Consider the following 14,180-nt stretch of genomic DNA (forward strand, 5'->3'; position numbering starts at 1 on the left):
TGACACTCTCCGCACGGGCAGCCTCTTCCTGCACCACGCGCTGCTTCAAGCTGCTGACCTGCTCGGTCGCATCCCGGTACTTTTTGTTCGCCTCTTCCAAGCGGCCTTGCGTTTGCGTGATTTGTGCTGAACTTTGCTGCAGCTTTCCTTCCGCAGTAATACGGGCAGCTTCTTCTTGCGCTACACGTTGCTTGTGTGCGGTGACCTGCTCGCTAACGACACGATATTTCTGATTGGCATCGTCAAGCTTCTTTCGCGTAGCGACCAGATCATCACGCAAGCTGCGTTCAATCTGGAAAAAAGCAGCTTCCAGTTGTTCAATCTGCGCTTCTGTCAATGTCGTCGTGACCGGCTTTGATTGGCCCACACTCCTTAGGCTGGCAACAATACCTAACCATTTACCCAATACTTTTATTTCTTTGATTTCAAAGCGCTGATTGATGAGTCTGAATGGTTCAAAAAGATAGAAAGTGTGTTTATGGTCAATAAAATCGTTAATACCAAATGGCACCGTGACAATTAGTCGCCCGTCACTCGGTAGCAATTTCGATGCAGCATCTACAAATGATTGTGGATTAACCAAATGCTCAAGAACTTCACTGATGACAACCGTTTGAATATCAAGCTTCTGAAAATCGTAAGACAGAAAATCAGCGTTGATAAATTCAACCTTGTCTTTGACATGAACTGGCTCATTCGCCAAATGCTGGATTGCCTCTTCGATGGCTCGGGGGCTTGTATCAACACCAACAACTTTAATACCTTCTCTTGCCAACAAAATAGGCACAATACCTTGGCTACACCCGATATCCAGAACACTTCGGCCATGAACATGGTTGCATATCCAGTGAATCCGTTGTTGCGTTTCACGCATGAATTGTTGCCCAAGCTTCCCGTAGTAGGCATCGATAACTCGATCATGAATATCGGCAAGTGGTTGCATTGATGATTCACTTATGGCAGTCGTGAAAATTTTAGTTTCTGCATCCATAATCTGCTCCTTAGACTTAAGCAGCATCAATGCCGACAACATCAACTACACGCGTTTCTGCATTCAGCTTCGACTTAATATCAAAGAATTCACGGTGATTTACAAGCAATACAACGACATCGGCTTGCGAAATGGCATCATCAACAGAAACGAGCTGTTGAGTAGCGATTGTGGTTGGCAAGATTTCGATGTTAGGTTCCACCAGTAAAAGAGTGGCACGTGTCTGTGCAGCAAATTTTTTCGCAATCTGTAGCGCCGGGCTTTCGCGCAAATCATCAATATTCGGCTTGAATGCCAAACCGAACAAGGCTACGGTGATTGAAGCTTCTTCACGGCCTGTAGCAGCAAATGCTGCCACAGCTTCATTAACTTTATCCAACACCCAATCTGGCTTATGGTCGTTAACTTCTCGGGCAGTACGAATCAACTGTGCCTCTAGAGGAGATTTATTAACAATGAACCAAGGATCAACAGCGATACAGTGCCCCCCAACGCCACAGCCAGGCTGAAGTATGTTGACACGGGGATGGTGATTGGCCAGCTTGATCAGCTCCCACACATTAATGTCAAGTTTTTCGCTGATGAGAGAAAGTTCATTAGCAAAAGCAATATTGACGTCACGGAATGCGTTCTCGGTGAGTTTGGCCATCTCGGCTGTACGCGCATTGGTAAAAAGGAGCTCCCCTTCCACAAACACGCGGTAAACATCTGCCGCTCTTTTTGCGCAGTCTGTGGTCAATCCACCGATGATACGGTCGTTTTCCACCAGTTCACGGATTACATGTCCTGGCAATACTCGCTCAGGGCAATAGGCAATATGAACATCCATGTCTTGATCGACACGATCTTCTGACGGAAAACGCAGGTCTGGCCTGGCAGCAGCCATCCATTGCACCATTTTTTCTGTGGTGCCAACAGGCGAGGTGGATTCGAGGATGACAATATTCCCCTTTTCTAAAATGGGGGCAATCGCTTCCGCTGCTGCACGCACATAACTCAAATCTGGTTCATGATCTCCTTTGAATGGCGTTGGCACGGCAATCAAAAAAGCATCGGCAGGTTCAGGCATGGTGACAGCGCGCAAGTAACCTTCCTTCACGGCAGCGCTTACAACCATATCCAAATCGGGTTCAACGATATGAATTTCACCACGGTTAATGGTTTCAACTGCATGTTGATTGATATCTACGCCAATAACCTTGACCTTCCTAGAAGCAAACATGGCAGCCGTCGGCAGACCAATGTAGCCCAACCCAATAACAGAAACGGTAGAAATTTTTTTTTGTTTAGACATATGTATTATATTACTGAGTGATTTTTAATGATGTTAACTATGCGCTCGCACGCTTTTCCATCGCCGTAAGGGTTGTTGGCAACACTCATACGGCTGTATTCGATTTCATTGGTGAGCAGGGTGGTTATGGTCTCGATAATTTTTTTGCTATCTGTACCAACCAATCTCACTGTCCCAGCAGCAACAGCTTCTGGACGCTCTGTGGTATCTCGCATCACCAAAACAGGTTTACCTAACGAAGGAGCCTCCTCCTGAATTCCACCTGAATCGGTCAAAATAATGTGGGAACGCGTCATCAGATAGACGAAGGGTAGATAATCCTGCGGCTCGACCAAATGCACATTGGCTAATCCTTGCAGAATGCGGCCTACAGGTTCGCGCACGTTTGGATTAAGATGAACTGGGTAAACAAAATCTACATCTGAAAAATCGATTGCCAAACTACGAATTGCAGCACAAATGCGCTCAAAACCATCGCCAAAATTCTCACGACGATGCCCGGTGATGAGGACCATACGTGCTTCATCACGCAGATAGGGAAAGCGATCGCGCAGAGATTGCTTGAGATCCTTGTCTGTCTCCAGTTTTTTTTGAACCCACAACAATGCATCAATCACCGTATTGCCAGTTATATGTACAGTGTCTTTATCAATGCTTTCACAAAGAAGATTTTCCAGAGAATTCTGGGTAGGCGCAAAATGAATATTGGCAAGCACCCCTGTTAATTTGCGATTAGCTTCCTCTGGCCAAGGCGAGTAAATATCGCCCGTACGAAGTCCTGCTTCCACATGACCAACCGCGATTCGCTGGTAATAGGCAGCCAATGTAGCCGCAAATGTAGTAGAAGTATCACCATGAACCAAAACCAAATCCGGCTCATATTCTTTCAAAATAGGCTCAATATTTTTCAGGATTTCGCTGGTAATGCCGGAAAGATTTTGACCGGGCCTCATAATATTCAAGTCATAATCAGGATTTATTTCAAATAAATCCAAAACCTGATCTAGCATCTGTCGATGCTGAGCTGTGACACAGACCTTGGAATCAACCCCTTCCGTAGTTGCAAGTTTTTTTACCAATGGTGCCATTTTTATGGCCTCTGGACGAGTCCCAAAAACTGTTAATACTTTCATTAAATTATTCCACGTATTCAAAGTCCAAAAACCACCTTCGCGCTGACGGCGATCTGATACATGATTTGCGTCATATCTTTCCAGAACTGGCGCTTTTTCTCATCCACCTTAGGCAAAACCAGAATCTGGTCGCCCGCTTGAATATCGGTATTGGAAAACAGCCGTTTGGGGTTGACCTGGTCAAAGGAGCCATCGCGGCGGGCCACCACCACGCGTGCGTTGTCGGCCATCTGGGTAAAGCCACCGGCGCGCTGGATGTACTCCTCCAGGCTGAGCTTGCTTTCGTAAGCCACGGCGTTGGGGAACAGCACTTCGCCACTGACCAGCACCAGATCGTCCTTGCGCGGAATGCGGATGACGTCACCGTTTTCCAGCAGCATGCTGCTGAGTTGGCTGGCCTTGGCAATCTGCACCTGACCCACAGGCTCAATCTGTTTGGCTCGCTGCACCCATTGCAAAGTCAGATCGGCCTCGTCCTTGCGCAGCTTGGCTTCATCGCTGCTGCCGCTGCGGGCCGTCAGCAAGCTCATTTCCAGGTTGTGCAGGCTGGTCAGCAACATTTCCTTCTGACGCAGCTTCACGCTTTCGCGGAACAGCTGCACGCTGCGCATGTCGGAATTGGCACTTTGCTGTATTTGCTCCAACAAAGTGCCCATCGGCGTGCCATAAGGCAGCACGTATTCCTGGGCGCTGTTGTGCTCGCCCTCCACGCGCACAGTGATGGTGCCGGGCTTTTTGTCGGCGGTGAATTCCAGCTCATCCCCATCTGCCAGGACCACGGAGTTGGCCTCGCTCAGAGGGTAATACTCCGCATTGCGCACGCTGCCGGTGTTGCGCACCACACGCACGTGGGTGGCAATCGACAGGGGTTTGGCCACTTGCATGAGCTGGGCAACGGTTTGCTGTCCACTCAGGAATTCAAAGCGCTTGGCATTGGCCACCAAGCCCTTCACGCTGACACGCTGGGCATGCGGTGGCACAAAGATGACATCACCATCGGCCAATTGCACCATGGGCATGGTGCCATGCAACAGAAAGTCGTACAGGTTGACAGTGGCCTTGACGGCCTGACCGCGCTTGACCTGCACTTGCAAGTAGCTGCCGCGTTCAGGGTCCACACCACCGGCCATGTCCAGGTAACGCAGTACGCTGTCCATGCTGGTGCCGTTGTACAAGCCGGGGCGGTTGACGTTGCCACCCACGAACACACGCACCGGCTGGGCCGCAGCCAGGCTGGCATAGCTGCTGACGTTGTTGCGGAAGGTGCGGCGCACAGCGGCTTGCACCGTGGCTTCCAGTTCGCGGTTGCGCACCCCCAGAACCTGAACGGGGCCAGCATGTGGCAAAAAGATGTTGCCACGGGGATCCACGGTCAGCGTTTGCTCAAATGCAAATGCGCCCCACAGGCGCACCTCGATCTGATCGCCAATTGCAATCGCGTAATCGGGGTTGAATTGCGTGGCACCGGGTTGGCTGAAGGCACCGGTGAACAATTGGGCGCCGAACACATCGCTGACCTGGTTGTTGATCTGGTCGTGTGTCTGCACAGGCAGACCTGCCAAACCAGGTGAAGCAGGCGCAGTGCGCATGGGCGCCGCAGCCGTGCCACCTGCCTTCTGCGATTGCGCTGGATACAGGCTGCTGCCAGGTGCTGTAAAAGTACCACTGGGGGCAACGGGCGGCAGCACGGCTGCGGGTGTGGGATAAGCAGCGCTGCTGGAACCGGTTGTTGAGCTGTTGCTGGTGTTGGAGGAGCCCAGCCCCAGGGCTGTATTGAGGTCGTATTGCGCCCAGGCCATGGGCTGCAACACAGCCAGTGCCAACAAAACGACCATGGTGCCAGGGCGCAGAGCGCTGCGGGGCACGGGATGGCTGGTACTGAATGCTTCCAAATGCAGAGCTGCAAGCGTCGGATTTGTCTTCATTTTGCGGTTCTATCAGTGTTAAGTGCCTGCAGATATGGCGCTGCAAGCTATTAAATCAGTAGTCATTAAAACTGACTGCCGTGGGAACCTGTGGAGACAGCTTTGCGGGCCGTCCCCAGGGTGCCGGGGCACGCAGTTTCAATCCTTGTGGTCACGCACAATCGCAAGCAACAGGTGCGCCAAACCGGCCAGCAGCATGATGGTGGCCACCCAGATGCTGGTGGTGTACAGGCGGCGCGGCTCTTTGGCTTCCTGCGGCAGGTTGGGCTGCTGCAGGACAGAGACTTTCTTCAGCGTGCGGGTGGCCTCCAGGCGGCCCTGCTCCAGCGCCGTCAGTGCGGTTTTGTACATGTCCAGGTCGAACTTGGATTGCAGCTCCAACTGCGCAAAGGCTTCGGCTGTGCGGTTCAGGGTTTTGCCGCCTGGGGCTGCCAGCTTGGCCTGCTCCTGTGCGATCTGCTTTTCCAGAGCGTCGATGCGCTGGTTCAGCAAAATGATATTCGGGTGGTCTGCCACCAGATAGGCTTGCATGGCGGCACGCTGCGCCTGCAAATCCACCATTTGACCCTGCAGGTTGGCCACGATGGCTGCAATCACCTGGGCTGCGGCCTCGGGCGAGATCATTCCCTTTTTTTCCTGAAACTCCAGCAAAGCGCGACGCGAAGCCTGCACTTTGCTGTTCAGCGCCTGCACCTGCCCTTCGAGGAAAGTGACCTGGTCCTGGGCGATCGCATGGGCCATGCGGTTCATGAAGCGTTCGCCCTCTTGCACCAGCATCTGCGAGATCTGCTGTGCTTTCTCGGACTCATACGCTTGCGACTTGACGACCAGCACGCCGGCAAACTCGTCATATTCGACCTGGACACGTCGCAGGTAATAGGCATAGAAATCTTCGCGGCTGGCCTCCGTGCCTTGCCACATGCGCGAGAACCAGTCGCCTTGCGTCCCGAAGTGTTCACGCAAGTGCAAGGCGGTGTCGAGTTTTTCGGCCATGTCGGGCGAGCGCAGGTGCTCGCGCAATAAGAGCTGATCGGTGCGGTTGCCCCCGGAACTGCCAGATATCAGAGAACCCAGGTCAATGCTGGCGCCACTGTGTAAGCTGGTGCTTTGGATGATGAGGCGCGCCTCGGACACATAGCGGTCGGAGGCGATACCGAGCCAGTAAACGGCGGTGCAGACACACGCCACGGCGGTGAGTGAACGCAAGGGGGAGCGGCGCAGCCATTGCTGGACAGGGCCGCGCAAAGTAGAGGCGATGGTCATGAAGTGGAAACGGAAGTGCTGTCGTGGTAAGCGCGCAAGGCGTCGTCAATCTGGTCAAACCAGTGGGCTTGGCCGCGGTGCAACCACACACCGGCCTGGCAAAAATCTTTGAGTGTCCCCTCACTGTGCGAGACCATGATGACGCTGGCCTTGCCGACCTTGTCTTTGAACGCCTTGGCAGCCTTGGCCTGAAATGACCGGTCACCAGCGGCGGTGATTTCGTCGGAAATATAGACATCAAAATCAAACGCCAGCGACAAACCAAACTGCAGGCGCGATTTCATGCCCGAAGAGTAGGTTTTGATCGGCTCATCAAAGGCGGGACCGATTTCGGCAAACTCCTGCACCTGGGCAAGGATGCGGGGAATATCGTCCTCCATCCCATGGATGCGGGCGACAAACTTGGTGTTTTGCCGGCCGGTCATACTGCCCTGCAGCCCCCCGCCGAAACCCATGGGCCAGGACACCTTGCAGTGGCGGCGTACTTCACCTTTAGAGGGATAGTCGACGCCGCCAATGATGCGCAACAAGGTGGATTTACCGGCGCCATTGCCCCCCACCAAGCCCACGCTGAGGCCATTCGGAATGCGCAGGTTGACACCTTGGAGCACCCACGGTCCCATGCCATGGTCGGTGTAATAGCGTTTGTGAATATCGATGACCTCAATCATTTACTGCATCACCAACCGTTGATTGAAGCGCCTGAACAACGCCAGCCCCAGAAACAGCAGCACCAGCGCGCACTGGTAGGCATACACCAGATCCAGCCCTGCCACAGAGTGATAGAACGGCGCGAAACCCACACGAGAGGCTTCAATGGCGTGCGCGATGGGATTGAGCAACAGCCAGTCCAGATAAGGAGGCTGCACCAGGGACAGGGGGAAGATGACGCCAGAAATCATCATCAGCGGCATCATGATGAAGTTGATGATGCGTTCGGTTTCTGGCACGAGCTTGACCAGGACGCCAAAGATCATGCCCAGCCCCAGGGCGCACAACCATGCCAGGGTAAATGCCTCCAACACATCCCAGCCACTGGCTGGCCAGGACATCCAGCCCATCATGGCGCCCACAGCAAAAACGGTCGCGCTGATCAGCAGCATGGTGACGCCCTCAACCACGGAGCGCACCAGCACCACATCCGCAGGCCGCACTTGGCGGTAGGCAAAGAGGGAACTATTCGCATCCACGCCGTTCTGTACCTGGGAGACGGTGCGCCGGAATGTCATGAAAACCAGCATGCCGCTGGCAATCCACAGGGGGGTTTCAATCCCGCCCACATGGCGCACCCGGATGACGGTGAAAATCAGGATCAGCCACAACACGTTGGCCACGGGCTCCAGCACCAGCCAGACCCAGGCCACACGGGAGCCAAACATGCGCACCATGGCCTCGCGCAAAAACAGCGCTTTCCAGACAGAAAGCGCTGATTGCCAAGGTTTCCATTGAGATACCGGTAAGCGCATCATCGGTTCCCTCGGCAAGGGATGTGAGGCCACCGCTGCTGTAACCGCCAGACTATCGATTCCATGCGGCATTATCGCCATGATCGGCACACAAATCGCCAACATGCAGGCAATCAAAAAGTGAGCATGCCTATAAAAAACTGATTGGAATGTTCGATTTATTACACTTCATCTATATGAGTCACATGCACTCACTTCCACATGCGCCGCACAGCAGCTACGTTGATGTATTGCAAATCCACAAAACCTGGATGTGTTAACGGACTGCAAACAGGCGGGCATCATCGATTGTCTGCGCTTGGTTTGGATGGATGGCGTGTAGAGCGCATGCTATGCAGTTGCGCATAAAAATGCCGCCTCAAAGGCGGCATTCGCTGTCAACAACACTGGGCATCAGGTTGCACCTGGCAGCGCAGATCAGGTCGGCTGCGGGCCCAGCTTGGCCAGCACCGCCTTTTCCTTGGCCGTGGATTCGATGGCGAACTGGCGGTAGGCCTTGCTGTTCATGTAGATGGGCAGCATTTCAAAGCGCTGCAGCATGGCCTGGTAGCTGTCCATCTCCATCGCTTGCTTGAAGGCATCGTGCAGGCGGGTCTGGATATCGGCGGGCATGCCCTTGGGGCCGACGAGGCCAAACGGCGAGTACTGCGTGGTGGGCAGGCCGAGCTCAAGCAGCGTGGGCGTGTTGGGCAGTGTAGGCAGGCGCTTTTCGGTCCAGACGTTCAAGGCCACCATGCGCCCCTGGTCCACATACGGGATGACGGCGCTGGTGTCGGCGCCCACCATGACTTCACCCGCCATGGTGGCGCGCATCAGCTCAGCCGAGCCCTTGTAGGGCACGTGCACCACGTCCAGACCCAGCTGCTGGGCGATGATGGCCGAGGTGATGTGCGGCGAGGTGTAGGTGCCGGTGTTACCGATGGTCAGCTTGCCGGGATTGGCCTTGGCCCAGGCCACCACGTCCTGCCAGCTCTTGAGTCCGGACTGCGTGCTGGCGACCATGCAGAAGGCGTAGCCGGTCACGTTCAGGATGTAGCTCAGGTCGTCCACCGGGTTCCATTTCAGGCCGGTGGTGAACGGCAGGCGCATCACGCTCATGGGCAGCTGGGCGATGGTGTAGCCGTCGGCCGGCGTGGACTGCAGTTGCGACGCAGGCAGCGAGCCTGCTGCGCCGGGGCGGTTTTCCACGATGATGGGCTGGCCCAGGATCTTGGAGGCGTTTTCCGCCAACTGGCGCATGGTCAGGTCGGTGGGACCGCCTGCGGGGAAGGCCACCACCAGTTTGATGGCGCGGGTCGGAAAGGCTTTGCCGGACTGGGCCAGTGCGGGGGCACCGGCCATCCAGGCGCCCGCCACGGCGGACACCCCTGCCTGCAGGCAGGTTCTGCGCGAAATGCTCATTGTCTTTGTCTCCCTGTTGTTCATTTAGCGACAATGAGTGTAGAAGCCCCTCCTGCACACCCATCCCCAGGGAAACCCTTGCGCGCCGAAAAGAGCAGCATAAAAACCGGCTCTAGCGCTGATGTAGCAAGCGCAAAGCGCTCACATTTCAGCACATTAACCCCAGCCTTTGCAGGTCTGTCGGCACGATCGGGCGTGCCGCCGCCCTGCCAGGTGCACCGCACCATCCCGAGTGGCGCGGCACACTCACGGCGCCTGGTACACCACCACGCCTTCCTTGATGGTCTGCAGCACCTGGAGCTGGCTCAGCTGGCCGGGCGGCATGGTCAGGGGGTTGCCAGACAGCACAGCGAAGTCCGCCAGCTTGCCCAGCTCGATCGAGCCCTTGTGGTCCTCTTCAAAGTGCTGGTAGGCGGCCCACAAAGTCATGGCCTGCAGCGCCACCCAGGGCGTCACGCGGTGCTCCGGCCCCAACACCTGGCCGCTGCGCGTGCGGCGATTGACGGTGGCATCCAGCACGCGGATGGACGACGGCAGCACCACCGGGGCGTCGTGGTGCGAGGTGAAGCGCAGGCCCTGGGCCAGTACCCAGCCGGTGGGCGAGATATTCTGCGCGCGCGGTTCCCCCAGCACCTCGCTGCGGTGCCAGTCCCCCCAGTAGTAGGTGTGCATGGGAAACAGCGAGGGGAAGATGCCCAGCCGGCGCAGCGCAGCCACCTGATCGTGGCGCAAGGTCTGGCCGTGGATCAGCACTGGTCGCCGGTCGCGCATCGGCGGGGCCCCGTCGTAGCGGGCCCGTGCCGCCTGCACGGCCAGGATCATTTGGTCGATGGCCGCGTCGCCGTTCGCATGCACCAGGATCTGCCAGTTGTGGGCAAAGGCCTTCTCCATCTGCGCCGTGGCCTGGGCGTCGCTCATCACCCCATAGCCGGCGTAGCTGCGCGGCTGGCCGGCCGGTGGCTGCACATAGGGCTGGGTCAGCCAGGCGGTCTTGCCCTGGGGCGAGCCATCGAGCGTCAGCTTCACCCCGCCAATCCGGAAGTGCTGGCGGTAGCTGCGGCTGTAATACGGCCCCTGCATGAAGCGGCCCTCGCCCAGGGTGAGGATGTCCGGGTAGGAGACCACGTCGACCTTGAACTTGCCCTGCTGGGCCGCCGCCACGGCCGTGGCCACGCCCCCCGGGTCGGCCCGGCCGTCCTGCACGGTGGTGTAGCCGAACTGCAGGTACAGCGCCTGGGATTTTTCCAGCCAGCGGATGGCCTGGGCCTCGCTCAGCGCGGGCATCAGGTGCTGCAGTGCGCCAAAGTAGGCGTTTTCCTCCAGCACGCCATCGGGCTCGCGCGAGCCCGGACGCCGGCGGATGATGCCGCCTTGCGGATCCGGCGTGTCGGCCGTGATGCGCGCGCGCTCCAGGGCCTTGCTGTTGAGCGCGGCAAAGTGCCCGGACTGGTGGATGGCCACAATCGGCACGCGGGTCGACACGGCATCCAGCTCGTCGCGCGTGGGGTGCCGGTGCTCCGCCAATTGAGAATCGTCATAGCCAAAGCCGAATGCCATCTGCAACTCGCGCGCGTCGGGCGAGGTGGCGATGTACTGGCGCAGCGTGTCCTGCAACTGGGCTATGCCGGTGTTGGGCCCATCCGGCGGCGGCAGCAGATTGGCCGCAATCGCCTGCAGCCCCACCCCACCCAGGTGGCTGTGCGGATCCACAAAGCCGGGGATCAGGGTGCGCCCCTGCAAGTCCACCACCTGCGTGGCGGCGCCCTGCCAGCGGGCCACCTCGTCACGGCGCCCCAGCGCCACGATCCGGCCCGCGTGCACGGCCACGGCTTCCACCTGGGGCTGGGCATCGTTCATGGTCAGGATGGGACCGCCCCAATAGAGCAGCTGCACCCCTCCGGGCGGAATAGCAGCGCTGGGCACGCCCAGCGTGCTGCACCCTGTGAGGCCCAAGGCCCCCAGGCCGGTGGTCGCCGCCAAGGCGGCGGCAAACTGTCTGCGCAACATCGCCATCGTGTACTCCCTGCTCTGCATGTTGGTGGTGTGAACGGCTGGCAATCGCCAGGCCCACAGCCTAGCAGCCCGGGCTGGCCGCAGGCGACAGGCGCGCCGCAAATCCCAGCGCAGACCTCGGCAGCCCTGGCCCTAATGCGCTGGCACTGAAAACAGCGCCACGTTGTCACGGCTAGCACAGGGCTTCAGCGGCAAGGCTTGTATCTTTTATTGCCGGACTGTAAAAAAGGGTTAAATCAAGCCCAGGGGGAAGCTCCCTAAAATTGCAGTGATGGCACACTTCGGCACACGCAGGAGTCACACAGCCCCCGGTTAGGCCCCTGCCTCTGCAGTCGCCATATCGGTCGGAGGCCGGTTCGGGATTGCGGCGAACAATCGTTGTGATTGCGGATTCGGCACGGTCGTCACAACGCCCGTTGCTGTGGTTTCTGATGGGCTATGCCGTATTGCCATAAGCGCCAGCCTTCCCAGGAAGCCTGGCGCTTTGGTTTATCCCAAACAGAAATCACACACTTATGAGACAGCACGCTGGAGAATATCTGAGCTTTCAGCTCGGAGGTGAGCAATACGGCATCGATATCCTGAAGGTCCAGGAAATCCGTGGCTATGAAGCGCCGACCCGCATCGCCAATGCCCCATCCTTCATCCTGGGGGTTCTGAATCTCCGCGGCGTCATCGTGCCGATCTGGGATATGCGCATCAAGCTACGCATGGATCGCGCGGACTACGACAGCCACACCGTGACCATCGTGTTGAATGTGGGCGAGCGCGTCATCGGTCTGGTCGTTGACGCGGTGCAGGATGTGGTGGCCCTGAAGGCCGAAGACATCAAGCCCGCGCCCGAATTCAGCAGCACCCTGGCCTCCCAGCATTTGATCGGCATTGCCACGCTGGAGCAAGCCGAAGCGGCGCGCATGCTGATTCTGATGGATATTGAGCAATTCATTGCCGGTGCGGACACCGGTGAATTGGCCAGCGCCACCCAGACCGTTTAAAAAACACCATAACAATGAAAAACACCAAAATATCCCACAAGCTGAATATCGGCTTTGCGCTGATCATTCTGATTTTCTTTGTGACGGCGGGCATTACCACCTGGCGCATGGAGAAAGTGGCGCAGGCCACGGCGCGCATGGAGCGCTCGGCCGAACTGCTCAAGATCGCCAGCGCCTGGCAAGGCGACGTGCGCCAGAATTCCGCCCGCTCGCTGGCCGTGGCCTATGCCGATGGCAATGCCATGCTGGATTTCTTCAAGGAATCCATGGCCGCCACCTCGCGTTCCACCGATGAAAAGCAAAAAGCCTTCCTGGAAAAGGCGCTGGATCCAGAGTCGCAAAAGCGCGCCCAGAACGTCGGTGAAGTGCGCAAGGTCTGGCTCAGCACGCGCAACGACATCAACCAGATGAAGCTGAGCGCGGACAGCCAGACCGTACAGAATTTCGTCCAACTGAAGTTCATCCCCACGACCACAGCCTACATCCAGGCCACGCAGGAGCTGGTCGACGGCGAAGCCCAGCAGGTGGCCGCGGCAGAGACCGAAGTCAACGCCATGTTCGCCCAGCTGTACACCCTCGGCGCCATCCTGATGGTGCTGACCGTGGCCATCGCCACCTTCATCAGCTGGCGCCTGTCGCGCGGCATCGCCGCCGGTGTGGAGCAGGCCCGCGCCGTGGCCCAGCGCATCGGCGCCGGGGACCTGAGCCAGGACGTGCAAATCCACAGCGGCGACGAAATCGGCCAGTTGCTGACCGCCCTGCGTGACATGCAGAGCAATCTGGCTCAAGTGGTGCGCAGTGTGCGCCACGGTTCGGACAACGTCGCCACGGCCAGCTCCGAGATTGCCCAGGGCAACCAGGACCTGTCTGCACGCACCGAAAGCCAGGCCTCGGCGCTGGAAGAAACCTCGGCGTCGATGGAAGAGCTGGGCTCCACCGTCAAGCAGAACGCCGACAACGCGCGCCAGGCCAACCAGCTGGCGCAAAACGCCTCCAACGTGGCGGTGCAAGGCGGTCAGGTCGTGGCCCAGGTGGTGGACACCATGAAGGGCATCAGCGAATCCAGCGCCAAGATTGCCGACATCATCAGCGTGATCGACGGCATCGCTTTCCAGACCAACATCCTGGCGCTGAACGCCGCGGTCGAGGCTGCCCGCGCCGGCGAACAGGGCCGCGGCTTTGCCGTGGTCGCGGCCGAGGTGCGCAGCCTGGCCGGCCGTTCGGCAGAAGCCGCCAAGGAAATCAAGGCCCTGATCACGGCCAGCGTGCAGCGTGTCGATCAAGGCACCAGCCTGGTCGACCAGGCCGGCGCCACCATGAACGAGGTGGTGCAGAGCATCCGCCGCGTCACGGACATCATGGGCGAGATCAGCGCGGCCAGCTCCGAGCAGAGCGCCGGCGTTGCCCAGGTCGGCGAAGCCGTGACGCAGATGGACCAGGCCACACAGCAGAACGCGGCCCTGGTCGAAGAGATGTCGGCCGCCGCCACCAGCCTGCACGGCCAGGCCCAGGAACTGGTCCAGGCCGTCGCCGTGTTCAAGCTGGGGCACGCCGCCAGCGTGGCACAGCTGGCCGTGGTCCGCACTGCCGCCGCCCCGGTGCGCCGCTGAATCCGCTGAACGCCAGCACCATCTACAGCGCCGACGCCACCGGCTACAACGACTACCCCGCGCTGGACGCGGAAACTGCAGCCGCCTGA

11 protein-coding genes are annotated in these 14,180 nt (G+C 58.0%); 2 read left to right on the forward strand and 9 right to left on the reverse strand.

Annotated elements, in window-relative coordinates; all coding sequences use genetic code 11:
* The 9 genes from FYM52_RS17580 to FYM52_RS17620 all read right to left on the reverse strand — a co-directional run.
* Nucleotides 1-991: bifunctional 2-polyprenyl-6-hydroxyphenol methylase/3-demethylubiquinol 3-O-methyltransferase UbiG (locus FYM52_RS17580; RefSeq protein ID WP_162524772.1), on the reverse strand; the 991-nt coding region annotated here is incomplete at its 3' end.
* 16 nt (nt 992-1,007) lie between these two features.
* Entirely contained in the window at nt 1,008-2,285 is a 1,278-nt protein-coding gene (gene wecC / locus FYM52_RS17585) for a UDP-N-acetyl-D-mannosamine dehydrogenase (RefSeq protein ID WP_154165025.1), read from the reverse strand.
* Between the two features lie 5 nt (nt 2,286-2,290).
* Nucleotides 2,291-3,418 carry a non-hydrolyzing UDP-N-acetylglucosamine 2-epimerase gene (gene wecB / locus FYM52_RS17590; protein ID WP_154165026.1) on the reverse strand — a complete coding sequence of 376 codons (1,128 nt, stop codon included), beginning with the start codon at nt 3,416-3,418 and terminating at the stop codon, nt 2,291-2,293.
* 17 nt (nt 3,419-3,435) lie between these two features.
* Nucleotides 3,436-4,965: a polysaccharide biosynthesis/export family protein gene (locus tag FYM52_RS17595; RefSeq protein WP_370513869.1), complete on the reverse strand. Its 1,530-nt coding sequence runs from the start codon at nt 4,963-4,965 to the stop codon at nt 3,436-3,438.
* Between the two features lie 516 nt (nt 4,966-5,481).
* Nucleotides 5,482-6,606 (reverse strand): chain-length determining protein, encoded by a 1,125-nt coding sequence (locus tag FYM52_RS17600; protein WP_202981150.1) that lies wholly within the window; start codon nt 6,604-6,606, stop codon nt 5,482-5,484.
* On the reverse strand, nt 6,603-7,277 hold the full coding sequence (locus FYM52_RS17605; protein WP_154165028.1) for an ABC transporter ATP-binding protein: 675 nt from the start codon (nt 7,275-7,277) through the stop codon (nt 6,603-6,605). Before FYM52_RS17605 ends, FYM52_RS17600 begins: the two co-directional genes overlap by 4 nt.
* Nucleotides 7,278-8,177 (reverse strand): ABC transporter permease, encoded by a 900-nt coding sequence (locus tag FYM52_RS17610; protein WP_238826263.1) that lies wholly within the window; start codon nt 8,175-8,177, stop codon nt 7,278-7,280. It abuts the gene before it with no gap.
* A gap of 312 nt (nt 8,178-8,489) precedes the next feature.
* Entirely contained in the window at nt 8,490-9,467 is a 978-nt protein-coding gene (locus FYM52_RS17615; protein ID WP_045267902.1) for a tripartite tricarboxylate transporter substrate binding protein, read from the reverse strand.
* Nucleotides 9,468-9,719: 252 nt separating this feature from the next.
* Nucleotides 9,720-11,486 (reverse strand): amidohydrolase, encoded by a 1,767-nt coding sequence (locus FYM52_RS17620; protein WP_238826264.1) that lies wholly within the window; start codon nt 11,484-11,486, stop codon nt 9,720-9,722.
* A gap of 515 nt (nt 11,487-12,001) precedes the next feature.
* Between FYM52_RS17620 and FYM52_RS17625 the strand changes: the two genes are divergently transcribed.
* Together FYM52_RS17625 and FYM52_RS19135 are read left to right on the forward strand one after the other, a co-directional pair.
* Nucleotides 12,002-12,481, forward strand: coding sequence for a chemotaxis protein CheW (locus FYM52_RS17625; RefSeq protein ID WP_154165030.1), 480 nt, complete (start codon nt 12,002-12,004; stop codon nt 12,479-12,481).
* Nucleotides 12,482-12,495: 14 nt separating this feature from the next.
* Nucleotides 12,496-14,091: a methyl-accepting chemotaxis protein gene (locus FYM52_RS19135; RefSeq protein WP_154165031.1), complete on the forward strand. Its 1,596-nt coding sequence runs from the start codon at nt 12,496-12,498 to the stop codon at nt 14,089-14,091.
* Nucleotides 14,092-14,180 lie beyond the last annotated feature (89 nt).

Origin of the sequence: Comamonas sp. CAH-2 (assembly GCF_009668305.1) — a bacterium.
GTDB lineage: Bacteria > Pseudomonadota > Gammaproteobacteria > Burkholderiales > Burkholderiaceae_C > Comamonas > Comamonas aquatica.

Coding starts and splice junctions, on each gene's coding strand:
- FYM52_RS19135 (WP_154165031.1), top strand. CDS start 12,496: ATGAAAAACACCAAAATATCCCACAAGCTGAATATCGGCTTTGCGCTG.
- FYM52_RS17610 (WP_238826263.1), bottom strand. CDS start 8,177: ATGTTGGCGATTTGTGTGCCGATCATGGCGATAATGCCGCATGGAATC.
- wecC (WP_154165025.1), bottom strand. CDS start 2,285: ATGTCTAAACAAAAAAAAATTTCTACCGTTTCTGTTATTGGGTTGGGC.
- FYM52_RS17600 (WP_202981150.1), bottom strand. CDS start 6,606: ATGACCATCGCCTCTACTTTGCGCGGCCCTGTCCAGCAATGGCTGCGC.
- FYM52_RS17605 (WP_154165028.1), bottom strand. CDS start 7,277: ATGATTGAGGTCATCGATATTCACAAACGCTATTACACCGACCATGGC.
- wecB (WP_154165026.1), bottom strand. CDS start 3,418: ATGAAAGTATTAACAGTTTTTGGGACTCGTCCAGAGGCCATAAAAATG.
- FYM52_RS17625 (WP_154165030.1), top strand. CDS start 12,002: ATGAGACAGCACGCTGGAGAATATCTGAGCTTTCAGCTCGGAGGTGAG.
- FYM52_RS17620 (WP_238826264.1), bottom strand. CDS start 11,486: ATGGCGATGTTGCGCAGACAGTTTGCCGCCGCCTTGGCGGCGACCACC.